Origin of the sequence: Aeromonas sp. JL9, from assembly GCF_024436075.1 — a bacterium.
GTDB lineage: Bacteria > Pseudomonadota > Gammaproteobacteria > Enterobacterales > Aeromonadaceae > Aeromonas > Aeromonas veronii.
Genome location: NZ_JANFNV010000013.1, coordinates 48,892 through 74,521 on the forward strand (window position 1 = coordinate 48,892; position 25,630 = coordinate 74,521).

Below are 25,630 nucleotides of genomic sequence, written 5' to 3' on the forward strand. Positions count from 1 at the left end.
TTTATCGAGTTTAATTGCAAGTCAGGGTGCCCTAATTACATGAAAAAACACCGTCTCTGTCTGATCACCGTGGCCATGATGGCTGCAGGCTGTACCACGTATCAGCACCCCGAGCCGACCCAGGCCAAGGATGCCCTCAAACAGGCCATGAACGAACAGCAGAAACAGGCTGCCCCTCTGACCGCGTTGCCCAAATCGGTGCAAAGTGAATTGCTGCAGCTGAACCGGCCGCAGATGCCGGTCGGCATGCCGGAGAAGCGGCTGCGTATCGCGGCTCACGACGTGGAGGCGGTGGAGTTTTTCGGTTCCCTGTTCAAGGGCTCCCGCTACAGCGTGGCGGTGCACCCCGGGGTGGCCGGGCTGGTCTCCGTCGAGCTCAAGGATGTGACTCTGCCGGAGGTGCTGGCGGTGGTGGGCGACATGTACGGCTTCGACGTGCAGCGCAAGGGCAATGTCTTCCATATCTATCCGGCGGGTCTGCGTACCGAAACCATCCCGGTCAACTATCTGATGATGTCCCGCCGTGGCCTCTCGCGCACCTCGGTCAGCACCGGCGGGGTGACGGCCAATGACAGCAATAACAGCAGCGACAGCAGTTTTGACAGTGCATCGAGCAACAACAGCACCAACAACTCCTCCGGCAACAACTCGAACGGCAACAGCAGCAATGGCACCCGCATCGAGACTGATACCAACAGCGACTACTGGACCGATCTGCGCGACTCTCTGCAGACCCTGATTGGCACGGGTGATGGTCGCGCGGTGATCACCAGCCCGCAGGCGGGTCTGGTCACCATTCGCGCCTACCCGAAAGAGCTCAAGGCAGTGCGTGAATTCCTGAATCAATCCGATAGTCACCTCAAGCGGCAGGTGGTGCTGGAGGCGCGGATCATCGAAGTTGCCCTCAACGAAGGGTATGAGCAGGGAGTGGACTGGAGCGGTCTCTCCGCAAGCTGGGATGGCAACAAGGGGATTACCGGTGGCGGTTCACTGGCCAATACCCAGTTACCCACCACCCCTAATCAGATCTTCACTGCACTGGGTGGCGGCGCCGGTTTCAAGGTCTCTGACGGCAACTTCAATGTAGCGGTCAACCTGCTCAAGACTCAGGGCGATGTGAATACCCTCTCCAGCCCCCGTGTCACCGCGACCAACAACCAGAAGGCGGTGATCAAGGTGGGGACGGACGAATATTTTGTCACCAATGCATCGACAACAACCGTGAGCACGACGAGCGGTGACCGAACAACTCCCAATGTAGAGTTGACCCCTTTCTTCTCAGGTATCTCTTTGGATGTAACACCACAGATCGATGAAGAGGGCAAGGTGCTGCTGCATATCCATCCCTCCGTTATCGATACTGAAGAGCAAACCAAGACCATAAAGGTGACAGACAGCGATACGCTGGTGTTGCCGTTGGCGAAAAGCTCGATCCGCGAATCAGATACCGTGGTGCAGGCCAATAACGGTGACATCATCGTTATCGGCGGCCTGATGAAGACCGACAAGCAGGAGATCGTCAGCAAGGTGCCGCTGCTGGGGGATATTCCCTGGGTGGGTGAAGCCTTTACCAACCGCCGCGAGAGCACCAAGAAGGTGGAGCTGGTGATCATGCTCAAACCGACCGTGGTGGAGAAAGATACCTGGCAAAACGAGCTGCAACGCTCCTCCGAGCTGCTCGACAAGTGGTATCCGGCCAAGGGCTGACCCATGACACCAGATACGGTCACCCTTATCCCGAACGGCCTGTGCTGCCTTGCCAGCACAGGCTGCTTGCTCGCTGTGGCAGGTGAGGTCTCATGTACCTGACCCACTTCGGCCTGCAGGAGGCACCGTTCAGCCTCACTCCCAATACCGGCTTCTACTACGGCTTGCCGCCTCACGAAGAGGCTCTGCAGGTGCTTAACTGGGCGCTGGCGCAGGGGGAGGGCTTTATCAAGGTGACCGGCGAGGTGGGTACCGGCAAGACCCTGCTCTGTCGCAAGCTGCTCAGCGAGCTGGGTTCGGAAGCGCGTCCGGTGCGGCTTGCCTGGTTGCCCAATCCCCACCTCACTCCGGCCGAGCTGCGCATCGCGCTGGCGCTGGAGCTGGGGTTGGCGGTACGGGATCAGAGCGAACTGGATCTGACCGATCGTATCCATCGTCACCTGATCAGCCTGCACCAGCAGGGCAGTCGGGTGGTGGTGCTGATTGACGAGGCGCAAGCGCTGCCGGACGAGACGCTGGAGGCGATCCGCCTGTTTGGCAATCTCGAGACCGAATCGAGCAAGCTGCTGCAGATCGTGCTGTTCGGCCAGCCGGAGCTGGATGCCAGACTGGCCAAGCCGCATCTGCGCCAACTGCGCCAGCGGATTGGCTTCTCCTACTGCCTGCGGCCGCTGCGTTTTGACGAGACCCGCGCCTATCTGGAGCACAGATTGCAGGTCTCCGGTTACCGAGGGGCACCGCTGTTTGCAGGTCGAGCCATGCGCCTGTTGTGGCGCGCATCGCGAGGGATCCCGAGACTGATCAATATCCTGGCGCAGAAGTGCCTGATGCTGGCCTATGGTCAGGGTGTGCGTCAGATCGACAGTCGTCTGGTACGGCTCGCCATTCGCGATACCGACGATGCCAGCCGCTTTGCGCCACGGCGCTGGTGGCCCCTGTTACTGTTGTTGGGGTGCGCCCTGACTTATGGAGTCTGGCCATGAGTGTCATCAACCAGATGCTGAAAGATCTGGATCGGCGCCAGCAAGGATCCGAAGGTGCTGCCGTCTATATTGCCCCTGCGCGCCAGCAGGGATGGTGGATGTTGCTGCTGACCCTGATCTGCGGTCTGGCACTGGGGATCCTCGGTTGGCGAACCTGGATCTATTGGCAGCAGACCCATACCGTGACGGCTGCCAGTGAAGTGATCGCCCCTGATGCGGTGACTCCCGATGTGGTGACAAGGGCCGCCGCGCCGGTCAGCCAGCCCGAGTCGGTCGAGGTGGCGGCTGCGCTGCCGCTGCCAAGTCAGGATGAGGTGAATGATGAGGCAGGCGAGAGTGACTCGGCCGACGGTGCGCCCTTTGATGCCTCCAGCGATGTTGACGAGTCCGAGCCGACCGATGAAGAGCTGCAGCCCGAGCTTTACGCCGAACTGGCGGCAGAGCAGCAGGCCGTCGCCAGCGCGCCACGCAAGCCGAGCGTATTGAAGATCGAGACGGTGGAGCTGTCGGCCAAGGAGCTGGCGGCGCTGGCGGAGCGCAAGGCGACCACCGCCATGGCCAAGGGAAGCCTGCGGGATGCGCAGGACAACTACTATCAGGTGCTGGCCCACGATCCCTACAACCAGGGGGCGCGCGAGCAGCTGGCGGGGCTGCTCTACGGCGAGGGCCGCCTGACCGAGGCGCGTCAGCTGCTGGAGGAGGGGATCCGGCTCGATCCCCAACAGGCCGATTTTCGTCTGCTACTGGCCCGCCTTGCCATCAGCGAGGGGCAACAGCAGCAGGCGCTTGGCTGGTTGTCCGGTTATCAGCCGGATCTCGCCAGCAACATGGACTACTACGCGACCTGGGCCGGGCTGACTCAGGAGCTGGGCCAGAATGCCGATGCGGCGGCGCTCTATGTGAAGCTGCTGCGTCAGCAGCCTGATCAGGGCCGCTGGTGGCTTGGCCTCGGTGTGGCCGAGGATGGTCAGGGCCACAGCCAGCGGGCGCTCGATGCCTATCGCAACGCCCTGCTGCACGGCAACCTCGGCGAGGCGTCGACCAATTGGCTGGAACAACGAATTGGCCAACTAACCCCTTGATAAACAGCAGGTTCGATTAGCAAAGCCTAATCGGATGCTGCAACGGGTGTGAAGTAACAGAGATCGGAGCAAACATGGCACAACCCAGACTGAAAATGCGCCTCGGCGACCTGCTGGTACAAGAGCAGATCATCTCTGATGATCAGCTGCAGCTTGCCCTGCAGCAGCAGCGTCAGACCGGCCGCAAGCTGGGCACCACTCTCATCGACCTCGGCTTTATCAGCGAGGTGCAGCTGTTGCAGTTCCTCGCCCGCCAGCTGGATGTGCCCTTCTTCGATCTCAACAACCTCACCATCGACGCCGCCGCGGTGCCGCTGCTGCCCGAAGTGCAGGCGCGTCGCTATCGGGCTCTGGCGGTCAACCTTACCGACGACAAGGTGACGGTGGCCATGTCTGATCCGGCCGATCTGAGCGCACTTGATGCCGTCGCCGCCCTGCTCAGCCCGCGCATCATGGTGTTGGCGGTGGCGCGGGAAGGGCAGCTGCTGGAGTATTTCGACCGCCTCTATCGCCGTACTCGAGAGATTGAGAGTTTCGCCGAACAGTTGCAGGAGGAGTATCAGGACTCCGGCTTTGAGCTGGGCTCCAGTAACCTAGGGGCTAACGACGAGGGGGAGGCGACGGTGGCCAAGCTGCTGCGCTCCCTGTTCGAGGATGCGGTGCAGGTGGGGGCGTCGGATATCCACATCGAGCCGGACGAGAAAGTGCTGCGCATTCGCCAGCGGATCGACGGTATCCTCCACGAGAACATCCTCAACGAGGTGCGCATCGCCCAGGCGCTGGTGCTGCGCCTCAAGCTGGTGGCGGGGCTCGATATCTCCGAGAAGCGCTTGCCGCAGGATGGCCGTTTCAACATGAAGGTGCGCGGTCGCGATGTGGATGTGCGGATGTCCACCATGCCGGTGCAGTATGGCGAGTCTGTGGTGATGCGTCTGCTGGATCAATCCTCTGGCATCCTGTCGCTGACCGAGACCGGCATGCCGCCTGAGATCCTGACCCGTTTCCGTCGCCAGCTCAAACGGCCACACGGGATGATCCTGGTGACCGGCCCGACCGGTAGCGGCAAGACAACCACCCTTTATGGCGCACTCTCCGAGCTCAACCAGTCCAGCAACAAGATCATCACGGTAGAAGACCCGGTGGAGTATCGTCTCTCCCGTGTCAATCAGGTGCAGGTCAACCCAAAGATCGGCCTCACCTTCTCCAACGTGCTGCGCTCTACCCTGCGTCAGGATCCGGACATCCTGCTGGTGGGGGAGATGCGCGACAACGAGACGGTAGAGATCGGTCTGCGTGGCGCCATCACCGGTCACCTGGTGCTGACCACCCTGCACACCAACGATGCGGTGACCAGTGCCTTGCGCCTCATCGACATGGGGGCGCCCGGCTATCTGGTGGCGAGCGCCCTGCGGGCGGTGGTCGCCCAGCGGCTGGTGCGGCGGGTATGTGAGCACTGCGTTGAGGAGAAGGCGCCCGACGAAGGGCAGGCCACCTGGCTCACTGTGCTCTCCGGCGAGGCGCCCGGCCAACACACCTATCACAAGGGCCGGGGTTGCCAGAGCTGCAACTTTACCGGTTATTCCGGCCGGATCGGGGTCTACGAGCTACTGGAGCTGGATCAGCCGATGATGGATGCCCTGCGCCGCAACGATGCGGAAGGGTTCGCCAAGGCGGCCCGTCAACACGAACACTACCGGCCGCTGGCCCTCACTGCCCTCGATTATGCCCGTCAGGGGATCACCTCGGTGGATGAGGTGCTACGACTGGCCGAGGATTTGGGGTAAGCGATGGCTAACTTTGCCTACAAGGGACGTGACAGCCAGGGCAACGCCACCAGTGGCGTGGTCGAAGCTGCCAACGAGATGGCGGCCGCCGAACAGCTGATGCGCCGTGGTGTGATGCCGACCGAGCTCAAACCGGGCAAGGCCAAATCCGCTGCCATCGACTGGTCATTGTTGCTGGAAGGGGGCGTCAAGCTGGATGAGCTGGTGATCTTCAGCCGCCAGATGTATGCCCTGACCCGGGCCGGGATCCCGATCCTGCGCGCCATCGCCGGGCTGGAGGAGAGCACTCACAGCAAGCCGCTCAAGCGGGCGCTTCACTCGCTGGGGGAAGATCTCGGCAACGGTCGTCCGCTGTCGAGCTCGATGCAGGCGCACCCCAAGGTATTCAGCAGCCTGTTTGTCGCCATCATCCATGTGGGTGAGAACACAGGTCAGCTGGAAGAGTCCTTTTTGCAGCTTGCCAACTATTTCGAGCTAGAGCTGGAGACCCGCAAGCGGATCAAGACCGCCATGCGCTACCCCAGCTTCGTGATGATCGCCATCGGTATCGCCATGGTGATCCTCAATATCATGGTGATCCCGGTGTTTGCCGGCATGTTCGCCAAATTCGGGGTGGAATTGCCGCTGGCTACCCGCATTCTGCTCGCCACCTCGCACTTTTTTGTCAACTATTGGTGGCTGCTGCTCGCCATTCTGGCTGGGATGGTGTTCGGTTGGCGTCGCTGGGTCGCCACCACCAAGGGCAAGCTGACCTGGCACCGCTGGCAGCTCAAGTTGCCGATCGTCGGCACCATCATAGAGCGCTCCCTGCTGGCCCGTTTTGCCCGCAGTTTTTCCATGATGCTCAAGGCAGGGGTGCCGCTGAACACCGCGCTGACCCTGGTGGCCGATGCGGTGGATAACGCCTATATGGCGGGGCGAGTTCGGGATATGCGCGCCGGTATCGAACGGGGCGAGAGCCTGCTTCGCACTGCCAGCAGCAGCGGCCTGTTCACCCCGCTGGTGATGCAGATGATCGCCGTGGGGGAGGAGACCGGTCAGGTCGATGACCTGCTGCACGAAGCGGCCGAGTATTACGAGCGCGAGGTGGATTATGACCTCAAGAGTCTTACCGCCCGCATCGAGCCGATCCTGATCGGGATCGTGGCAGTAATGGTGTTGATCCTGGCGCTGGGTATCTTCACGCCTATGTGGGACATGATGCGCGCAGTTCGCGGCAAGTAACTCGGCATCTTCACGCTTGAATGGTGGGACATGATGCGAGCCGTAAGAGGCAAGTGAGCGGTGGAGTCGAGGGCTGGATGAACAGACAGACGCAGCAGGATGATCGCTGGCTGACCGGATATAGGCGGATCGCCGTGATCATCCTGCTGATGGTGATCGTGGCGACCCTGGTGCGCAGCTATCAGGGCCACCGGGAAGAGGTGCAGCAGCTCACCCTCACCTTGTTGGGGGAGCAATTTGCCGAGCGGGCACAGCGTTTGCACGGCATTTGGCTCGATGAGCGGCGCCCGCAGACACTGCATGTCGCCGGCAAGGGGTGGCAGTTTGATGCCCGAGGCTGGCCCCTGGGGCTGGTGCCGCTGCAATCTCCTTCGGAAAATTGCCGTCAGTTGTGGCTGGCACTGATGGGTGAGACGAAGGGGGGCGTGCCTCCCCTGCAGGTTCTGGCCCGCCCCGATGGCAGTGGTTGCGAGATGGGGTGGGATGGTTATTGGCTGGTTTATCAGTTTTCTGACGGGCGGGTGATGAAAAAGCCTTGAATGAAACTAATCATATGACCCAACTACATGATTTTTTTGGGCCTGCATGAAATAATGTGGGGCATTACGGAGGGAGCATGACAATGAAACCAATGGCACCATCAATGCCGGAAAACGGGATGAGGAGAGGGTCTGCCGGCTTCTCCCTCATTGAGCTGGTGATCGTTATCGTGATCCTGGGGATCCTGGCGGTGACTGCGCTGCCGCGCTTTCTCGATGTGACTGACGAAGCGAAAAAGGCCAGCGTCGAGGGAGTCTCAGGCGGTTTTGCTACCGGCGTTTCACTGGTGCGGGCGCAATGGGAGGCGGAAGGTCGCGCCAAACAGGACAGCCTCAATACCGTGCTTTATGACGGTAGTCGCTTCTATCTGACCACGCCGACCGAGACCCAGATCAGTAACGGCGAGCTGTCGCCGGGCTATCCCATGGATACCGTTGCCAGTGGTAATCCCGATGTGGATCCGGCCAATCTGACCGCCGAACGTTGTCTCAATATTTGGGAGGGGTTACTGCAAAACCCGCCCAAGGCTACGGCCAGCTTCAATGAAGTGCGCGGTAGCGGCAATGACCTGAAATACTATGCCACAGTGAGCAGTAATGGACTGGATTCGGTCTGCCGTTACTATCTGGTCAATAGTTTGAGTAAGGGCAGTGATGGCAAGTATCAGGATCCGCAAGGCAAGACTGATGCATTTATGAGTTTCAGTTACCGTCCGGCGTCCGGTCAGGTGACCACAAATATTAATTAACAGAGGAAAGTGAAATGAAAAAACAGGCGGGTTTTACCCTGATCGAACTGGTTATCGTGATCATCATTCTGGGTATTCTGGCGGTCACCGCTGCACCCAAGTTCCTGAATCTGCAGGATGATGCAAATGAGGCTGCAGCACAGGGTGTTGCTGCTGCAATCAAAAGTGGAGCTCAATTGGTATATAGTCGTTCAGCTATTGATGGGACTGAGACAAGCGGCGCTTCTTCAGTGGCTGTTGGTACCGAACGAGTAACCACTAAATTTGGTTACCCTACTGCTGATGATGCGGGTATCGGTAAAACCATTACTGTTGATGGTGGTTGGGCACAAAATAATGATGGTATCTATAAGTCTAATCAGAACAACAGTTGCCAAGTTATATACACAGCGCCTTCTGTTGCAGGGGCTACATTCTCTGTATCTCTGAGCGGTGCTAACTGTTCGTAATTGCCATGAAAGCGAGGCTTCGGCCTCGCTTTCTCTTTTCCCTAATGAGAAGTCCCATGCCTGCAACCAAGGGCTTTACCCTGATTGAACTGGTACTGGTGATCCTGTTGCTCGGGATTCTAGCCGCCTTTGCCGTGCCCAAATGGCTGGGCAAAGGCGGCTTTGAAACTCAAACCGTACGTGACGAGCTGCTGACCCGGCTGCGGCTGGTACAGACCGTCAATATGCATGAACCTGCCAACCGCTGTACCCAGCTGGTGGTTGCCTCTCCCCGTTTTGCCCACCGAACTTATGCTGCGTGTCCCGCCAGCGATGATCTGGATACCAATAGTGGCTGGACTCCCCAGTTGGAGACTCGTGGTCGACTGGTTACGCCCTCTGCCGGTATATCCATCTCCCTAGATAACAACAACCGCTTCGTGCTGCGCTTCGATCAGATGGGCAGACCGCTAGGCAACTGTGCCACCGGTTGTACCTTGCTGGTGAGTGATGGCCGCGAAATCAGCCGTATCAAGATTGAATCCGAGGGGTTTATTCATGAGATCCCTTAAGCGCGGTTTCACCCTGATTGAGCTGATCGTTGGCATAGTGCTGCTGGCGGTGGCTTTGACCGGCATTTTGGGGTTGCTTATCAATCAGGCGCCACAGGCGGTGGATCCGGTGCAGCAGGTACGCGCCGCCCAGCTGGCCCAGCGCCTCTCCGGCGAGATCTTGCAAAAGTCGTTTGATGAACATTCGGATCATAACGGTGGTCGTTATCGTTGTGGCGAGCAGGTGGCAGGGGTGATCATCTCTTCCTGCTCCACCAGTTATGGCCCGGATGGCGAGCCCGCATCCTATGCCTATAACGATGTGGATGATTTCGATACCGCAGGTAGCTGGGTGGATGCCAACACGCTGACTCAGACTGCGACGGGAGTCAGCAGCGAGGAGTATCGCAACTATCAGGTGAAAATTGCGGTGAGTGGAGCCGATTTCAGCGACGGCACCTTCAAGAGTTGTGTCGCCCCCTGCTCTGTGGGCAAGCGTATTGATCTGCAGATCAAGCTACCGGATCAGAGCGTGCTCGACTTCTCCTTCTATCGGGGGAATTACTGATGGATCGCTCTGCTATCAGGTATTGCCTGTCTACCGGAATATCAGCGCCCTTAGCCAATTTCGGCGTTCGATCACGCTTGGCGGCCAATCGAACCTACCGTAAACCTCGGGGTAACAGTGGCTTTACCCTAGTCGAGCTGGTGATGGTCATCCTGCTGCTCGGGATTATGGCGACCTTTACCAGCCAGTTTATCGGTATCGGCACCCAGATTTATGGCGATGCCAGCAGCCGTGAGCAGCTGATGAGCGATGCCCGCTTCGCCATGGAGCGGCTTAACCGCGAACTGCGCGATGCGGTGCCGGGATCGGAGCGGATCGAGACGACTGGCGGGACATGGGTCGACACCGGCGCCTGTTTGCGGTTCTGGCCCATCAGCACCTCGAGCCGCTATCTGGCACTTAACCGCGCCATGTCGGGGAGCACGGCCACCCTTGAGCTGGTGATGGCGACCCCGGCTTCTGCTGCCAATCCGCTGGATGTGGATGCCACTGCCGTCAAAAAAGATGATCAGCTGATCGTCTTCCCCGTGCCGGACAAAAAAGTCGGTTCGCTCACGGCAGGCTGCGATTATGGCCGTTGTGTAGCCAGGGTTACCGATGTGCTGACGCCCGTATCCGGAGCGCAAACCATCCGCTATACCAGCACCGAGAGTCTGGCTGGCCTCTCTCCTGGCAGCCGGGTCTACTTTGCCAACCAGCAGGTACGTTACTGTGTGGAAGGAAACACGCTGACCCGCGCTACCGCGCCCATTGGTGCATCCTTACCTGCACAGGGTGTGTTGATGGCGGACTCCCTTCGTATTGGCACCTTCTATAGAGAAACCTCGGCGTTTAACGCTGAAGGGGAGTTTGGTATGCGTTTTGTGTTCGAGCGCAAGGGGGAGTCGGTCACCTTCAACCACAAGATAGAGGTGTTCAATGTGCCCTGATCCACACGCTTTCGGACGGATGCGAGGCAGTGCCTTGATGATCGCCCTGTTTGTGATTGTGGTGATGGCGCTGCTGGCGGCTGCCATGGGCCGTTTTCTGGTCGATAGTGGTGAGAAAAATACCGTGGAGGTGCGCAGCGTGCGTGCCCTGCTGGCCGCCCAGAGCGGGCTGGAAGTAGCGCTCTATCGGTTGTTCCCCAAGCGCACGCTTGCCCAACCGACCCCCCCAGCGGTCTGCCTGGCAAGCAGCCCACTGAGCTTTGCCAGCACTCCCGGACTGACCAACTGTCAGGCTGTGGTTCGTTGCGCCACGGTGCCGGTGACCTACAACGGATCTGTGACCAATGGCTATCGTCTCGAGAGTGTCGGAACCTGTGGCAGCTCCGACCTTAACGGTGCCAACCCTGATTTTGCCGTGAGCCGAACCCTGATGGTCGAAGCTTATGATGGAGGAGCGCCATGAATCGTGATGGCGATGATGTCGGTTGTGTTAGTCACTTCTGGCTGGAGTGGTTATCGCTGTTTCAGTGCAAGTCATTCGCCTGCACTTTGTACTGACGATCGATATTGCGGCAGATGATACAAGTGGAGAGGAAAGTGATGGATTTTAAATGGCTGGTTGGTTTATTACTTTTCTGCGATACAGCTGTGGCGCAACAATATAATTTATCCATCAATCAATACCCACCATGTAATACAACATGGCAAAAGTCAGGAAATGTTTACACCTGTACTGGTGGTAATGGTCAGGTAACATTAAACGACGGTGATGTGATTGTCGCTAGTCAAGATTCAACGCTGAGTGCAGATGCCGGGATTTCTCTCACGAATAACAAGATTGGCAATGCTTCAAGTAGAATAAATCTTAAGGCTAGTTTTGGTGGTATTGTATCTCAAGGATATCAAAATACCATATATGGTGATATTTTAGCTGGCGGCTCAAATATTACACTGAACAATATCTACTTATACGGAAGTATTACTACCAGTGGGAACGTGTCGCTAAACTCGGGAGTTGTTCAGGGAAATATCACCAGCAGTAGTAACTCTGTCAGTGTGACTAATGTGCAGTTATCAGGAGATATCAGTGCAAATAGTTCTTTGACGATATCTGGCGGAACTTATAGTGGTAATATTACCATGCGCTCAAATAATCCAGTGACGTTCAACTCAGTTAATATGACTAGTGGAAGTGTCTCTGGGGCTAGCTCTTTTAATGCAACAGGTAGCCAACTGGGATCTCAGGGAAGTCCTGTCATTATCTCGACCACATCAAATAATATCACTGTTACCAATTCTACGGTTTATGGCAATCTGACTGCTGCAACAAATAATGCCGGTGGGGTGGTGAATGTCAACAATAGCTCTGTGACTGGTACTTGCCTACCAGTGTCAAATCCGGTAAATGCTTGTGTCCCGGCACCTGTTGCCTTGTATCAGCTTGAAGAAAGTAAGTGGGCTGGTGTTGCAGGAGAAGTCAAAAACGCTGTTGCTGATGTGCTACATGGTCGCGCAATGAGGGGCGCGAAAACTAATACTGTGTCGCCTGCATTACCTGCAAACGCGAATAATCTTGGTACTTGTGGTTATGGTGAGTTTACTGGCAGCAGTAATCAATACATTGAAGTGCCACATGACGCTCGCCTGTCATTTTCCAATCAGTTAACTGTTTCTGCTTGGGTATATCCGGTAAGTCGGCCATCAGCTGGAAATTTGTATTCTATCGTGTCAAAAGATGGCAACTATGAGTTTCATATGGATAGTCAAGGCAGAGTGTTCTGGTATTGGGAAAGAAGTTCTGGCGTGAACCAGACACTGACAACAAACACCAAAATACCGTTAAATACATGGTCCCATATAGTCATTCGCTATGATGCAATGGCTGCTGGCAATCAACGTCAAAAAATATATATCAATGGAGTCGCTGATACAGCTAGAGGTAATGATGCAAACTCATTAAGAGCAAATACACAAAATTTAGAGATTGGTCGAGATTATATTGATAGTCGCAGCTTTAATGGCCGAATTGATGAGGTTGCTATTTATGGTTCGGCCCTGTCTGACACTCAGATAGCTGAGTTATATAGTCAACGTCATCCCTGTGGTGGCTCGACATTGATTTGTGAGACCGATGACTTCTCCCAGCCGCTCGGTGATAGGTGGGCCGTCAAGCAGAGTGCTGGAGGATTTATACCATCCATTACGGCAGAACGACGTTTACGGATGACCCAAGCCAGCACGGGACAAGCAACCTCTGCGACTTATCAGCGGCTATTTCCTGCTGCTGGCAATCTGGTGACGCTGACATTTAATCACTACGCCTATGGTGGCACGAGCACTGGTGCAGATGGTATGACCGTTGTGCTTTCTGACGCGTCGGTGACGCCACAACCTGGTGCTGCGGGGGGGCCCTTGGGTTATGGCCATTATCAACCGAGTAACTCACCTGGATTTGCTGGCGGTTGGCTCGGATTTGGCTTGGATGAATATGGCAACTTCTCATCCTTTGGGGGGGGGGGAAGTGTGGGCTATCGCCCGCAATCGGTTGTCGTGCGTGGCTCGGGATCCAATTTTTCCGGATATAACTATCTGCGAGGCACCTGTAATAACGGAACTACCAATGTTAATACCAGTTGCTTGAGTCCAAAGGTAGATGGTAACGGTAGCGCCAACCATCGTTACCGTCTGACGATTGATTCACGAACCAGTGGGCGAGCGATGGTCAAAGTAGAGCGTGATACGGGAAGCGGGTTTATCTCTCTTATCGATTCGTTTGATGCGCTGGATCCTGCATTGGGGCAAAGTCCGTTACCGCAAGACTTTTATGTGTCATTGACAGGTTCTACAGGTGCCCTGACCAATATTCACGAACTCGATAACGTAGAAATATGTGCGCTGAAATCAAGAGAGGTAGGCGTTCAGGTAGATCATTTCGAGTTGCAGTATTCGGGTCAACCTCTGACCTGCAATCCGGAAGAGATCACTATCAAGGCGTGTGCAAATCCAGATTGCAGTCTGCTGATTACCGAACAAGTTGCTGTTTCCTTGTTGCCACAGAGTCTCCAGGATGGTGGTTGGTACCCACTGTCTGGTGCCAACAATGTGAGTGGCAATACGGTGACCTTTACCGGTGGAACGGGCAAAGTTTTGTTGCGTAACAATACTCAGACCCAAGTGACGTTGGGCGTGAACAATTCCGTTCCTGCTGTCAAACCACTCAGTGAAACCTTGTGCAAGGCCGGGGCCGGTACGCCCAGTGCGGCAGCCTGTACCCTGAACTTTGCCGATAGCGGCTTCTTCTTTGATGTGCCTGATACTTATTCCAACCAGCCTCAGGATGTGACTATCAGTGCGGTCAAAAAAGACGATATTACCAAGCAATGTGTGCCCGGATTTACCGGCGTGAGGTCTGTCGGCTTTTGGGGAACGTACAACAATCCAAATACCAATAGCTTTGGTAGCAAGATCTCCATCGATGGCAACGCCATTGCAACTTATGCCGCCAGTGTTCCTTCACCAACACCAACCACCCTCAACCTGACTTTCGATAATCAGGGTAAGGCGACCTTGAAAAAAGTGACCTACCCGGATGCGGGTCAGATGCAGCTTTCAGCCAGTCATAATGGCAGTGGTGAGACGGCGGGTCTGGTGATGACGGGGTCCGACACGTTTGTGGCACGTCCGGTCGGCCTGTGCATTACGCCCCCGCAAGGGGTCTGCGCGGCGGGTGACAGCAGTTGTCCAGTATTCAAAAAAGCAGGGGAAACGTTCCTGGTAGATATCAAGGCGATGGCCTGGGAGTCGGCCAATGATGGGGATATCTGCGTAGGGAATCAGACTACGCCCAACTTTGCCCTGCCCAATATTGCTCTGGGCAGTACGCTGGTGGCACCCAATCCGGGCACCAATGCAACGCTGGGTACTACCGCCTATAGCCATGTGGCTGCGGCCAACAGTGCCAATAACGTTAGCCAGACGGTGAGCGAGGTGGGGGTGTTCCGGATGACGGCAACGCCACCGGAGGCAACGCCACCAGAGGGAAGCGCTGTATCTACGGGCTATTTCGGCTATACCATCCCTCCCGCCAGCAGCCTGCCGGTGGGACGTTTTGTCCCTTGGGATTTCAATTTGCTGAGCGGGGTGCTTACTCCTGCTTGCGGGCAGTTCAGCTATATGAGTCAGCCATTCGGGGTCAAGATGACGGTACAGGCTCGTAACAAGAGTGCCGGGGTGACCACAAACTATGGTGGCGAGTTCGCGAAGGGGCGGCTCTATCTGGTGGCAGGCAATAATCATGATGGGATTGATCGCACGGATCGAGTGGGGAGCATGATGGCCAGCTGGGCATCAGGCGAAGCCAATATTGACAGCCAGAGCCGCTTTGCCCGGCTTTCTGAGCGCGATCCCGGCCAGACTACTCCCGAAGAGCCCTTTAAGTTACTGCGTTTTGGCCTGCAAGTGCTTGATGAGGAGTCACCCTCAGTCACTTTCATGGCTGACGCTGACCTGAATCCTGGCATCAAGAATGGTTGTACCAAAGGGGTCAACTGCAATGCCAAGCAGTTGACGATTCCTACGCGGGTGAATAACACCATGACGGCTTATTATGGCCGCCTGCTGGCTGGCACGGCGGCGGGTCTTGCCTCTGCGCCGCTGGCCATTCCACTGCAGATGCAATATTACGAAGGGGGCAACTGGCTGCAAAACAAGGAAGATAAATGTACCCAGCTCTCTTTGGCCAATCAGGGGTTCACTTTCCTCAATCCGAGTCACACCTTTGATGCGGCGACTCGCGAGCTGAATCTGGGGGCGGGTCGCAAGATCAAGCTGGGGTTGGGCAGTTCGGCACCGGGTGGGGATGCTGCACTGGCGAAAGACGGGGAGATCCTGTTCCACTTTGCCAAGCCGGACATCTCGGTGCGCATTCCCTACAAGGTCGATTTGGCAAAACAGCCATCATCGCCACTCTGGTTGTCTGACCTCACGAGTGCCAATGACGGCAACCTGCAAGGTGAGGCCATTTTCGGCTCCAGCCGGGGTAATGACAGAATTATTTATCGGCGCGAAGTATTGCAGTAAATGATGCGTGAGGGGGGTTGGCTCAACAGCATCCCCCTAAATCCTTGTTTATTAGTGTTTGCAAGCGTGTGCGAGTGAGTGATGACTCGCATTTTTGTCGCGCCTGATTGATTGGCGACAGTTTGAGCGCTTGCCCATTGGGGTGGGCATTGGTAAAGTTAGCCGGTTTTCTGCACCTCCAAATTCTTAGGATTTCCCGTAGCCATGTTCAAAAAGCTCAGAGGCGTCTTTTCCAACGATCTGTCGATCGATTTGGGAACTGCCAACACCCTGATCTATGTAAAAGATCAAGGGATCGTCCTTAACGAACCCTCAGTTGTCGCCATTCGCCAAGAGCGCGGGAACGCCAAATCGGTCGCTGCTGTCGGTCATGCCGCCAAGCAGATGCTGGGCCGTACCCCGGGCAACATCTCCGCAATCCGCCCGATGAAAGACGGCGTGATCGCCGATTTCTACGTGACCGAGAAGATGCTGCAGCACTTCATCAAGCAGGTTCACGACAACAACTATTTCCGCCCCAGCCCGCGCGTGCTGGTGTGTGTACCGTGCGGTTCAACCCAGGTTGAGCGTCGCGCCATCAAGGAGTCCGCACTGGGCGCCGGTGCCCGTGAGGTCTACCTGATCGACGAGCCTATGGCTGCTGCCATCGGTGCCGGCCTGCCGGTATCCGAAGCGACCGGCTCCATGGTGGTTGATATCGGTGGTGGTACCACTGAAGTGGCCATCATCTCCCTGAACGGTGTGGTCTACTCCCAGTCCGTCCGTATCGGTGGCGACAAGTTTGACGAAGCGATCATTAGCTACGTCCGTCGCAACTACGGCAGCCTGATCGGTGAAGCGACTGCCGAACGCATCAAGCACGAGATCGGCTCCGCCTATCCGGGCGAAGAGGTGCGCGAGATTGAAGTCCGTGGTCGCAACCTGGCCGAAGGTGTACCGCGCAGCTTCACTCTCAACTCCAACGAAATCCTGGAAGCGCTGCAAGAGCCGCTGTCCGGTATCGTGGCTGCCGTCATGGTGGCGCTGGAGCAGTCTCCGCCCGAGCTGGCTTCCGACATCTCCGAGCGCGGCATGGTGCTGACCGGTGGTGGTGCGTTGCTGAAAGATATCGACCGTCTGCTGATGGAAGAGACCGGCATTCCTGTCGTCGTTGCCGAAGATCCACTCACCTGTGTGGCCCGTGGCGGCGGCAAGGCGCTGGAGCTGATCGATATGCACGGTGGCGATCTGTTCCACTACGAATAAGACCCAAAGCCGGCCAGCGTGCCGGCTCTTTTTTGACGACCCATGAAACCCATTTTTGGTAGAGGCCCTTCGCTTCAGTTACGGTTGTTTCTCGCCGTCATCATCTCCATCGCTGCCATCGTCGCGGATTCCCGCTTCGGTGTGTTTACCCATGTCCGCGTCTACCTCAGTTCGTTAGTCAGTCCCCTGCAATACATGGCCAATGCGCCCGGTACCCTGCTCGACACCATGTCGACCCAGGTGCAGACCCGCGCCGATCTCATCGAGCAGACCAAACAGCAGGAGCAACAGCTGTTTACCCTGCGTGCCCGTCTGCTCAAAATGGATCAGCTGGAGCACGAGAACCAGCGGCTGCGTGAGCTGCTCGGTTCGCCGGTGCACAAGGAGTCCCGCAAGATGGTGGCCGAGCTGCTGTCAGTGGATTCTGACCCCTTCAGCCATCAGGTGCTGATCAACAAGGGGGCGCTGGATGGCGTCTACAACGGTCAGGCGGTGATCAACGATCAGGGTGTGATTGGTCAGGTGCTCCACGTGGGCTCCACCACCAGTCGCGTGCTGCTGATCACCGACTCCAGCCACGGTATTCCGGTGCGGGTGCTGCGCAACGACTTGCGCGCCATTGCTTCCGGCAGTGGCGAGCTCGACAAGCTTGAGCTGCGCAACCTGCCGCGCAACACCGATATTCAGGTGGGTGACCTGCTGGTCACCTCCGGTCTGGGTGGCCGCTTCCCGGAAGGTTATCCGGTGGCGACTGTGACCCGTTCCGAGTATGTGGAGGGCAAGCCCTTCGCCCAGGTCGAGGCCAAGCCGCTGGTGGAGCTGGACAGACTGCGCTATCTGCTGCTGCTGTGGACCGACAAGAAGCCTGAAGTACATGATGAGGATGGCGAACGGGCGGCTCCCGCTGCGTCCGCTGCAGGAGCCACCCGCTGATGCTAGAACCCGCCAGCGGCAGGATCTGGATCTGGATCTCGATCCTGCTGGCCTTGAGCCTGTCGATCCTGCCGCTTCCTTTCGAATTTGACCCCTTCCGCCCGGACTGGCTGGCCATGGTGCTCATCTACTGGGCACTGGCCTTGCCGCACCGGACCAACGTCGGCACCGCCTGGGTGGCGGGCCTGCTGCTGGATGTGCTGCTTGGCAGTACCCTCGGCGTGCGGGCGATGGCGATGGCCATCACCACCTATCTGGCGGCCTTCCAGTTCCAGAAGATCCGCAACTTCTCCCTCTGGCAGCAGGCACTGATCATCGGTGGCCTCTCGCTGGTGGGTAAAATGACGGTATTCTGGGCCGAGCATCTGTTCAGCCAGGCCAGTCTCAACTTCTCCTACTTTTGGTCGACGTTGACGACGATGCTAATATGGCCCTGGGTGTTTCTGGTGCTGCGCAAGGTGCGGCGCCGCTTCAATATCAGGTAAATATGAACAAAAACAACGAACCACAACTCTATCTCGCCTCGGCTTCTCCCCGTCGCCGTGAACTGCTGACCCAGATTGGCTACCGCTTCGAGGTGCTGAAACTGGATGTGCCCGAGCAGCGGGAAGAGGGTGAAAAGGCGCAGGATTATGTCTGCCGTCTCGCCCGTGACAAGGCGATGGCGGGCGTGGCGTGTGCGCCGACGGCGTTGCCGGTGCTGGGTGCCGACACCATAGTGGTGCTGGGCGACCGGGTACTGGAGAAACCGTCCGATCTGCTGGATGCCAAAGATATGCTGGAGTCCCTCTCCGGCAAGGTGCATCAGGTGATGACGGCGGTGGCGCTGGCCAGCAAGGATCGTTGTGACGTGCGTCTGGTCACCACCAACGTGGCGTTTCGCAAGCTGGACGAGGCCGAGATCGAGGCCTACTGGCAGACCGGTGAGCCCTGTGACAAGGCCGGGGCTTATGGCATTCAGGGTATTGCCGGCAAGTTTGTCAGCCGCATCGAAGGGAGCTATAGCGCCGTGGTCGGCCTGCCCCTGCTGGAGACAGACTTGCTGATCAAGCATCATCTGGAACAGCTCAAATAATTTCCCGTCAGCTGTGCTCTGCTGCGTTTCTCCCTTGCGCGCGTTGTACCGGATTGGCTCTATAGAATTCAAAACTGGAACAGGCAAGGTTACTTATGTCGGTAGAACTGCTGGTTAACGTTACCCCCTCCGAGACCCGGGTCGCTCTGGTCGAAAACGGTCTGCTGCAGGAAGTGCATGTAGAGCGTCAGGCCAAACGCGGCATCGTGGGCAATATTTACAAAGGCAAGATCAGCCGGGTGCTGCCCGGCATGCAGGCGGCATTCGTCGATATCGGCATGGACAAGGCGGCGTTTCTCCATGCCTCCGACATCGTGCCGCACACCGAATGTGTGGCGGTGAAGGAGAAGGAGCAGTTTCAGGTCGGCAACATCGCCGAGTTGGTGCGTCAGGGGCAGGACATCATGGTGCAGGTGGTGAAAGATCCGCTGGGTACCAAGGGTGCCCGTCTCACTACCGATATCACCCTGCCATCCCGCTATCTGGTCTTTATGCCGGGCAGTGCCCACGTAGGTGTCTCCCAACGTATCGAGTCCGAAGCAGAGCGGGAGCGCCTCAAGCGCACCGTAGCTGGTTATGTGGACGAGCTGGGTGGCTACATCATCCGCACCGCCGCCGAAGGGGTGGGGGAGCAGGAGCTGGAGCAGGATGCTGCCTTCCTGAAGCGTCTGTGGCGCAAGATCCTCGAGCGCAAGCAGAAGTATCCCCCCTGCAAGATCCTCTACGAGGATCCCAGTCTGGCATTCCGGGTAGTGCGCGACTTCGTCGGTGCCGAGCTCGACAAGATCCGCGTTGACTCGCGCCAGAGCTTCGATCAGCTCAAGCGCTTCACCGAGGAGTACGTGCCTGAGCTGGCCAGCAAGCTGGAGTACTACCCCGGCGAGTCGCCTATCTTCGATCTCTACGACGTGGAGAACGAGATCCAGCGGGCGCTGGAGCGCAAGGTGGAGCTGAAATCCGGCGGCTACCTCATCATCGACCAGACCGAAGCCATGACCACGGTGGATATCAACACCGGCGCCTTCGTCGGCCATCGCAATCTGGAAGAGACCATCTTCAACACCAACGTCGAGGCGACGGCGGCCATCGCCCGTCATCTGCGCCTGCGCAACCTCGGTGGCATCATCATCATCGACTTCATCGACATGCAGTCCGAGGATCACCGCCGTCGGGTACTGCACAGTCTGGAGCAGGCGCTGTCAAAGGATCGTGCCAAGACCAACGTCAACGGCTTCTCCCAGCTCGGTCTGGTGGAGATGACCCGCAAGCGCACCCGCGAGAGCCTGGAGCACGTGCTCTGCTCCGAGTGCCCCGAGTGCAAGGGGCGCGGCCGGGTCAAGACGGTGGAGTCGGTCTGCTTCGAGATCCTGCGGGAGATCATCCGGGTCAATCGCGCCTACGATGCGGATCAGTTCACCGTTTACGCAGCCCCGGCTGTGGCCGACTACCTCCATGGCGAGGAGTCCCACAGTCTGGCTGAGCTGGAAGTGTTCATCGGCAAGCAGGTGCGGGTAGTGAGCGAACCCCTCTGTGGTCAGGAGCAGTTCGACGTGGTGATGATGTAATTGGTCTATCGCTGGCTGAGTCGGGGCTGGTTGGCCCTGGGGGTCCTGTTCGTACTGATGGCCATGCTGGTCACGCTGGTACGGGTCGGGGGCCCTTTGCTGAATCAATACCGGGAGAGTCTGATCCATACTCTGCTGGGCGATTCACAACTCAAGGTCAGCGTGGAGCAAGTGGGGCTGGACTGGACACAGTCCGGGCCCGCCCTCGAACTGCAGCAACTTGCCATCGCCCCGGATTCGGGGCGTTTTGCCGTACAGCTCGGCAAAGCCTGGGTGCATCTCGACTTCTGGCGCACCATTAACGAGCTCAAGCCGGTGTTTGGCGAGCTGATCCTCAGCGATGGCGATATCACCATCGACTTGCGCCAACCGGCTGACGACAGCCCCTCCGGCGATCCCCAGCAGGGCGCCCTGCTGCGCTTTCTGCTGACCCAGCTCTCCACCTTCGATGTGCACAACACCCGCCTCAGCGTCACCACCTCCCTCGGTGATCTGCGCGCCCTCGACATCGCCCAACTGCGCTGGCAGAACCGTGGCAAGCGCCATCAGGGGGTCGGCAAGGCTTACCTCATCAACGGGGTGGGCGAGAGTACCCTCGATCTGATTCTGGATGTGGACGCCCCGACTGCCCGGCTCGATCGCCTCAAGGGGCAACTCTATCTGGGGGCCCGCCAGCTCGATATCACCCCGACCCTGGCCAGGAGCCATGCGGGCGAACCCAAGGTTGCCGGTCAGCTCGACTTCCAGCTCTGGAGCGAGTTTGACAGTGGCAAGCTGGGCAATACCCTGCTGGCGTTTGGCAACAACTACCTGATCTGGAAGGATCCCAAGAAAGGGGAGATGCACCGCTTCGGTCTCGATGGTGGCAAGATCCAGCTGCGCCGTGACGGCACTGACTGGCAACTGGCCAGCCACAACGTCACCTTCAAGCTGGATGGCAAACCCTGGTTGCAGAGCCGCTTGCAACTGGAACGGATCGGGGATCGGGTGCAGGGCTATCTGCCCAGCATAGAGTTCGACAAGATCACCCAGATCAGTCAGCTGGTCTCGGCGCTCTACCCCACACTCTGCGAGACCCTGCGCCAGACCAATCCGCAGGGGGCGGTGCAGGATCTGACGCTACTGGCTAACGCCGACTGGCAGGATCTCTCCATCAGCGGCCGCTTCAGCAAGGTGCACCTCAAGGCCTGGCAGGATATACCCGGGATGCAGGATCTCAACGGCGAGTTCTGGCTTACCCCGACCGGCGGTAGCGCCAGATTGGCGCTGGCGAACGACAAGGTGGATCCCGCCCGTCACTTCAAGATGCCGATCCCGGTCGACCACTTCTCGGCCCGCCTCGACTGGTGGCGCGAGGAACAGGGCTGGGTGCTCTACGGGCAGGATATCGCGCTGGATAACCCCGACCTGACCCTGGCCAGCCGTTTCCGCCTCGATCTGTTCGAGCACCCCTTCCTCGCCCTGACTGGTCGCATCGATGTGAAGAATGCGGGCCATGCGGATCGCTACTTCCCGCTGCAGGCGATGGACAAGGGGCTGGTGGATTACCTGAGCGGCGCCATCAAGGGGGGCAAGGCCCAGGGGGCAGACCTGCTCTGGTATGGCGAGTTTCGGGATTTCCCCTACGACAACGGCAAGGGCATCTTCCAGGTGGCGGTGCCGCTGGAGCAGGCCACCTACGAGTTCTTCCCCGGTTGGCAACCGCTCACCGACCTGCAGATCGACCTCTTGTTCCAGAATGCCGGTCTCGATATGCGCAGTCGATCCACCAAACTCGGCAAGGCGAGCTCCGACTCGGTGCATGCCTGGATCCCGGATCTCTCCCCTGGCGCCCACCTCTATGTGGATGCCAAGGTGCAGGGGGAGGGCAAGGCCATCAGCGACTACCTGCAGGACTCCCCGCTGGGCAGTTCGGTAGGTCAGGCGCTGAGGGAGATCGAGATCCGCGGCCCGATGGCAGGATCGGTCAAGCTCGATATTCCTCTCGATGGCGAGAGCGAGGTGAAGGCGAGTGGCGATGCCACCTTCAACAACAACAAGGTGCGGGTCGCCAGTCTGGATCTGCCGCTAGAGAAGGTGCAGGGGCGTCTCGAATATGACAACGAACAGACCCGCTTCAGCAACCTCAAGGCGAGTTTGTGGAACCAGCCGCTGACCCTCGACTATCAGGGGCGCCAGCATCCGGATCACTATCAGGTCGACCTCGATTTCAAGGGGCAGTGGGATAGCCGCCGCCAACCCGCCGCCATCTCTTCATTCGGCATTCTCAACGGCCGCAGTAACTGGGGCGGCAAGCTCGGGTTGACCCTGCCCGACAGCAAGCCGTTCAGCTTCCAGCTGGCGCTCGACTCCAACCTGCAGGGGATGGCGCTGGATCTGCCGCTGCCGCTGGCCAAGAGCAACGCCAGCCGGCTGCCGCTCAAGGTGATCGCCCGTGGCCGGGATGGCAGCGCCGACATTCGTGCCGTACTGGGGGCTGATGTGGATATGCAGACCCGACTGGTCTACGGCGAAGGGGTGCCTTATCTCAGCCGGGTGCGAGTTGATGTGGGCCAGCCGGGCGCCCGGGTAATGCGCGATGCTCCCATGCTGCTTGCCATCAACCAGCAGGAGGCCGATGTGGGTGGCTGGCTGGCCAGACTCAAGCAGTGGTTGCCAGCGCAGAACCAGACTGGCAATGCGGTGGTTGGCCCCGCGTTCCTGCCGCAGGAGTGGTGGGTGGATGGACAGCTGGCTCGCGCCTATATCGGCAGTGCCACCCTCAAGGCGGCGCGTTTCACCGTGGGGCCGACCAATCAGGCTACCGAAGTGATGATCGACAGCCCCGACGTGATGGGGGTGATCCGCCTGCCTGCAGTAGCCAATCGCCCGGTGGATGCCAAGTTTGCCCGTATCTACTGGTCCGGCAAGAGTTCGGATCTCAGCCCGGATCCCGATGCCAAGCAGGATAACGCCATCATGGCATCCATCCCCTGGCTGACATTCAGCTGCGTAGATTGTCGCTTTGGCGAGCTACCGCTCGGTGAAGTGAAAGGGGAGCTGGTGCCCGGCGCCAACAAGGTGACCCTCAAGGGACTGGATATGCGGCTGGCAGGTAGTCAGCTCACCGGCAGCGTCGACTGGTTGGCCGATGGCAACCGGATGCAGACCCGTGCCCGTGGCAAGCTGACCAGCAACAACAGCGAACTGCTGCTCAAGCGGCTCGGTTACACCTCGCCCATAGGCGATGCCCCCGGATCTCTCGCTTTTGATCTGAACTGGCAGGATGTGCCCTATCGCCCGAGCCTGCCGACTCTGGGGGGAAGTGCCAACTATCAGCTGGAGGGCGGCACCCTGCGCGAGGTCAACGACAAGGGGGCTCGGCTGCTCTCCCTGCTCAGCCTCGATTCCCTGCTGCGCAAGCTGCGGCTCGATTTTCGCGATGTGTTCGACAAGGGCTTCTACTTCGAATCCATGTCCGCCTCTGCCACCATCAAGCAGGGGCTGGTCAGCAACGATGATTTCTATATGAAGGGGGCGGCAGGCAACCTGCGCGGCGAGGGGATCGCCGATCTGGTGCGCTGGCGGCTCGACTACGAGCTGAGCTTCTCCCCCAATCTGGGGGGTACCCTGCCGGTGGTGGCGGCCTTCTCCATCACGCCGGTCACGGGTCTCTATGTGCTGGCCCTCTCCAAACTGCTGGAGCCGGTGGTGGATGTGGTGACCCGTATCGATTTTCGCATCTCGGGCCCGCTCGACGCACCCAAGCTGATCGAGGCGGGGCGCGATCGCGCGCGCATCAAGCTCAACCAGCAGCAGAAAGAGGCGGTTGACGCCGTTGCCCCCGGCCTGCCGACCCAAGAAGTGACCCCTTTCCTGCTGAGCCCCAAACACGCAGGGCCCGCTCAGCGCTGAACGAGCGGCCCGGCACCATCACAAGGAGTGAGCCATGATCCGACATATCCTGCTGATCGCCTTCAAGCCGGGCACCCAGCCTGCCCAGATAGATGCGGTGCGTACCGCCTTTCTCGCCATTCCCCATCAGGTCAGCGGCGTGACCGCTGTGGAGTGGGGTCGGGATGACAGCCCGGAGGGGCGAGCCGAGGGGTTTACCCACAGCGTGCAGATGACCTTCGCCGACGAAGCGGCCCGCCAGCGCTATCTGCCCCATCCTGATCACGATGCCCTCAAGGCCATCTTCCGTCCGGTGCTGGAGCGCATCATAGTGCTGGATTACACCCTGCAGGCGGGGGATGCTGTCACCGTCTGATGGCCCAAGCGACAAGGAGAACGTCATGTGGTTAGCCGCAATACAGCTGGTATCAGGCCGTCACTGGCAGGATAACCGGGAGCAGATTGCCAACGAGTTGGCCATGCTGCCCAAGGAGCGGCCGCTGCTGGTGCTGCTGCCGGAGAACTTTGCCCTGTTTGGCGAACGGCAGGGCTATCTGGATGGGGCCGAGGCAATAGGTGAGGGCCCGATCCAGCAGCAACTGGCGGAATGGGCCCGCGATTACGGCATCTGGCTGGTGGCCGGAGCCATGCCGACCACCATCGCAGGTTCCGACCATATCCACACCAGCTCGCTGGTGTTTGACCCAGGCGGTGAGCTCAGGGGCCACTACCACAAGATCCACCTGTTCGACGTGGATGTGGCGGACAATCACGGTCGCTACCGTGAGTCGGAGACATTCAGCCCGGGGGAGGTGCCTGTGCTGGTGGACTCTCCCTTTGGTCCCCTCGGCCTCTCGATCTGTTATGATCTGCGCTTTCCCGAGCTCCATCGTCAGTTGGCCCGTGCTGGTGCCCGTGTGCTGCTGGTGCCTGCCGCCTTTACCGCCGTGACCGGCGAGGCGCACTGGGAGCCGCTGCTGCGGGCCCGCGCCATCGAAAACCAGTGCTACGTAGTCGCTGCCAATCAGGGCGGCACTCACGAAACGGGGCGCCAGACCTGGGGCCACAGCATGGTGATCGACCCCTGGGGTCGGGTGCTGGCGAGCAAAGAGTCCGGGCGCGGTACCGTGCTGGCGCAGATTGAGCCCGGGCTTATCGACGAATTGAAACGCACCATGCCAGTGTTGCAACACGCCCGTTTGCTCTGATGGTGTGGTGAAAAATTGAAACGCAGCCGTTTGTCCGTGCTGGAGCATGCCCGTTTGTTGTGATGGTGTGGCTTGTTGCCAACCCGTCGGCAAGACGATTTAAAACAG

At 58.6% G+C, this 25,630-nt stretch carries 21 protein-coding genes; all 21 read left to right on the forward strand.

The genetic code is table 11. From position 1 onward, the window contains the following. Positions 1 to 39 precede the first annotated feature (39 nt). Positions 40 to 1,707 carry a pilus (MSHA type) biogenesis protein MshL gene (gene mshL, locus NOM06_RS11660; protein ID WP_236767150.1) on the forward strand — a complete coding sequence of 556 codons (1,668 nt, stop codon included), beginning with the start codon at positions 40 to 42 and terminating at the stop codon, positions 1,705 to 1,707. 92 nt (positions 1,708 to 1,799) lie between these two features. Next, positions 1,800 to 2,690 (forward strand): MSHA fimbrial biogenesis protein MshM, encoded by an 891-nt coding sequence (gene mshM, locus NOM06_RS11665; protein WP_255911695.1) that lies wholly within the window; start codon positions 1,800 to 1,802, stop codon positions 2,688 to 2,690. After that, entirely contained in the window at positions 2,687 to 3,772 is a 1,086-nt protein-coding gene (locus NOM06_RS11670; RefSeq protein ID WP_255911696.1) for a tetratricopeptide repeat protein, read from the forward strand. Before mshM ends, NOM06_RS11670 begins: the two co-directional genes overlap by 4 nt. A gap of 74 nt (positions 3,773 to 3,846) precedes the next feature. Further along, a complete protein-coding gene (gene mshE, locus NOM06_RS11675) occupies positions 3,847 to 5,556 on the forward strand; it encodes an MSHA fimbrial ATPase MshE (protein ID WP_005348611.1) in 1,710 nt (569 codons plus the stop codon). Between the two features lie 3 nt (positions 5,557 to 5,559). Further along, positions 5,560 to 6,780: a type II secretion system F family protein gene (locus tag NOM06_RS11680; RefSeq protein WP_005340027.1), complete on the forward strand. Its 1,221-nt coding sequence runs from the start codon at positions 5,560 to 5,562 to the stop codon at positions 6,778 to 6,780. A gap of 77 nt (positions 6,781 to 6,857) precedes the next feature. Next, positions 6,858 to 7,319: a hypothetical protein gene (locus NOM06_RS11685; protein WP_255911697.1), complete on the forward strand. Its 462-nt coding sequence runs from the start codon at positions 6,858 to 6,860 to the stop codon at positions 7,317 to 7,319. Between the two features lie 77 nt (positions 7,320 to 7,396). Further along, the gene (locus NOM06_RS11690) at positions 7,397 to 8,068 is read left to right on the forward strand and encodes a prepilin-type N-terminal cleavage/methylation domain-containing protein (RefSeq protein WP_255911698.1); all 672 of its coding nucleotides are present in this window, start codon (positions 7,397 to 7,399) and stop codon (positions 8,066 to 8,068) included. Positions 8,069 to 8,082: 14 nt separating this feature from the next. After that, on the forward strand, positions 8,083 to 8,517 hold the full coding sequence (locus NOM06_RS20890; RefSeq protein WP_193860614.1) for a prepilin-type N-terminal cleavage/methylation domain-containing protein: 435 nt from the start codon (positions 8,083 to 8,085) through the stop codon (positions 8,515 to 8,517). Between the two features lie 56 nt (positions 8,518 to 8,573). Continuing rightward, the gene (locus NOM06_RS11700; protein WP_150997636.1) at positions 8,574 to 9,068 is read left to right on the forward strand and encodes a prepilin-type N-terminal cleavage/methylation domain-containing protein; all 495 of its coding nucleotides are present in this window, start codon (positions 8,574 to 8,576) and stop codon (positions 9,066 to 9,068) included. Beyond that, positions 9,055 to 9,615, forward strand: coding sequence for a prepilin-type N-terminal cleavage/methylation domain-containing protein (locus NOM06_RS11705; protein ID WP_255911699.1), 561 nt, complete (start codon positions 9,055 to 9,057; stop codon positions 9,613 to 9,615). The genes NOM06_RS11700 and NOM06_RS11705 overlap by 14 nt, the downstream gene beginning before the upstream one ends. Next, positions 9,615 to 10,544 carry a type II secretion system protein gene (locus NOM06_RS11710; protein WP_255911700.1) on the forward strand — a complete coding sequence of 310 codons (930 nt, stop codon included), beginning with the start codon at positions 9,615 to 9,617 and terminating at the stop codon, positions 10,542 to 10,544. The genes NOM06_RS11705 and NOM06_RS11710 overlap by 1 nt, the downstream gene beginning before the upstream one ends. A 37-nt stretch (positions 10,545 to 10,581) precedes the next feature. Further along, entirely contained in the window at positions 10,582 to 11,007 is a 426-nt protein-coding gene (locus tag NOM06_RS11715; protein WP_255911701.1) for an MSHA biogenesis protein MshP, read from the forward strand. A 137-nt stretch (positions 11,008 to 11,144) separates the two neighbouring features. After that, positions 11,145 to 15,623: a DUF6701 domain-containing protein gene (locus tag NOM06_RS11720; protein ID WP_255911702.1), complete on the forward strand. Its 4,479-nt coding sequence runs from the start codon at positions 11,145 to 11,147 to the stop codon at positions 15,621 to 15,623. Positions 15,624 to 15,827: 204 nt separating this feature from the next. Then, the gene (locus NOM06_RS11725) at positions 15,828 to 16,868 is read left to right on the forward strand and encodes a rod shape-determining protein (protein WP_005340051.1); all 1,041 of its coding nucleotides are present in this window, start codon (positions 15,828 to 15,830) and stop codon (positions 16,866 to 16,868) included. Positions 16,869 to 16,910: 42 nt separating this feature from the next. Further along, positions 16,911 to 17,801, forward strand: a complete 891-nt coding sequence (gene mreC, locus NOM06_RS11730) for a rod shape-determining protein MreC (RefSeq protein WP_005340053.1) — start codon at positions 16,911 to 16,913, stop codon at positions 17,799 to 17,801. Continuing rightward, positions 17,801 to 18,286, forward strand: a complete 486-nt coding sequence (gene mreD / locus NOM06_RS11735) for a rod shape-determining protein MreD (RefSeq protein ID WP_005340054.1) — start codon at positions 17,801 to 17,803, stop codon at positions 18,284 to 18,286. Before mreC ends, mreD begins: the two co-directional genes overlap by 1 nt. 2 nt (positions 18,287 to 18,288) lie before the next feature. Further along, entirely contained in the window at positions 18,289 to 18,876 is a 588-nt protein-coding gene (locus NOM06_RS11740; protein WP_005340055.1) for a nucleoside triphosphate pyrophosphatase, read from the forward strand. Between the two features lie 95 nt (positions 18,877 to 18,971). Beyond that, positions 18,972 to 20,441 (forward strand): ribonuclease G, encoded by a 1,470-nt coding sequence (gene rng, locus NOM06_RS11745; protein WP_005340056.1) that lies wholly within the window; start codon positions 18,972 to 18,974, stop codon positions 20,439 to 20,441. Next, positions 20,442 to 24,335, forward strand: a complete 3,894-nt coding sequence (locus NOM06_RS11750) for a YhdP family protein (protein WP_255911703.1) — start codon at positions 20,442 to 20,444, stop codon at positions 24,333 to 24,335. Between the two features lie 34 nt (positions 24,336 to 24,369). Continuing rightward, a complete protein-coding gene (locus NOM06_RS11755; protein WP_255911704.1) occupies positions 24,370 to 24,690 on the forward strand; it encodes a Dabb family protein in 321 nt (106 codons plus the stop codon). 25 nt (positions 24,691 to 24,715) lie between these two features. Next, positions 24,716 to 25,522 carry a carbon-nitrogen hydrolase family protein gene (locus NOM06_RS11760; protein WP_255911705.1) on the forward strand — a complete coding sequence of 269 codons (807 nt, stop codon included), beginning with the start codon at positions 24,716 to 24,718 and terminating at the stop codon, positions 25,520 to 25,522. Positions 25,523 to 25,630 lie beyond the last annotated feature (108 nt).

Coding starts and splice junctions, on each gene's coding strand:
- NOM06_RS11760 (WP_255911705.1), top strand. CDS start 24,716: ATGTGGTTAGCCGCAATACAGCTGGTATCAGGCCGTCACTGGCAGGAT.
- NOM06_RS11720 (WP_255911702.1), top strand. CDS start 11,145: ATGGATTTTAAATGGCTGGTTGGTTTATTACTTTTCTGCGATACAGCT.
- NOM06_RS11715 (WP_255911701.1), top strand. CDS start 10,582: ATGATCGCCCTGTTTGTGATTGTGGTGATGGCGCTGCTGGCGGCTGCC.
- NOM06_RS11740 (WP_005340055.1), top strand. CDS start 18,289: ATGAACAAAAACAACGAACCACAACTCTATCTCGCCTCGGCTTCTCCC.
- NOM06_RS11705 (WP_255911699.1), top strand. CDS start 9,055: ATGAGATCCCTTAAGCGCGGTTTCACCCTGATTGAGCTGATCGTTGGC.
- mreC (WP_005340053.1), top strand. CDS start 16,911: ATGAAACCCATTTTTGGTAGAGGCCCTTCGCTTCAGTTACGGTTGTTT.
- rng (WP_005340056.1), top strand. CDS start 18,972: ATGTCGGTAGAACTGCTGGTTAACGTTACCCCCTCCGAGACCCGGGTC.
- NOM06_RS11725 (WP_005340051.1), top strand. CDS start 15,828: ATGTTCAAAAAGCTCAGAGGCGTCTTTTCCAACGATCTGTCGATCGAT.
- NOM06_RS11700 (WP_150997636.1), top strand. CDS start 8,574: ATGCCTGCAACCAAGGGCTTTACCCTGATTGAACTGGTACTGGTGATC.
- NOM06_RS11670 (WP_255911696.1), top strand. CDS start 2,687: ATGAGTGTCATCAACCAGATGCTGAAAGATCTGGATCGGCGCCAGCAA.
- NOM06_RS11680 (WP_005340027.1), top strand. CDS start 5,560: ATGGCTAACTTTGCCTACAAGGGACGTGACAGCCAGGGCAACGCCACC.
- mshE (WP_005348611.1), top strand. CDS start 3,847: ATGGCACAACCCAGACTGAAAATGCGCCTCGGCGACCTGCTGGTACAA.
- NOM06_RS20890 (WP_193860614.1), top strand. CDS start 8,083: ATGAAAAAACAGGCGGGTTTTACCCTGATCGAACTGGTTATCGTGATC.
- NOM06_RS11690 (WP_255911698.1), top strand. CDS start 7,397: ATGACAATGAAACCAATGGCACCATCAATGCCGGAAAACGGGATGAGG.
- mshL (WP_236767150.1), top strand. CDS start 40: ATGAAAAAACACCGTCTCTGTCTGATCACCGTGGCCATGATGGCTGCA.
- mreD (WP_005340054.1), top strand. CDS start 17,801: ATGCTAGAACCCGCCAGCGGCAGGATCTGGATCTGGATCTCGATCCTG.
- NOM06_RS11710 (WP_255911700.1), top strand. CDS start 9,615: ATGGATCGCTCTGCTATCAGGTATTGCCTGTCTACCGGAATATCAGCG.
- mshM (WP_255911695.1), top strand. CDS start 1,800: ATGTACCTGACCCACTTCGGCCTGCAGGAGGCACCGTTCAGCCTCACT.
- NOM06_RS11685 (WP_255911697.1), top strand. CDS start 6,858: ATGAACAGACAGACGCAGCAGGATGATCGCTGGCTGACCGGATATAGG.
- NOM06_RS11755 (WP_255911704.1), top strand. CDS start 24,370: ATGATCCGACATATCCTGCTGATCGCCTTCAAGCCGGGCACCCAGCCT.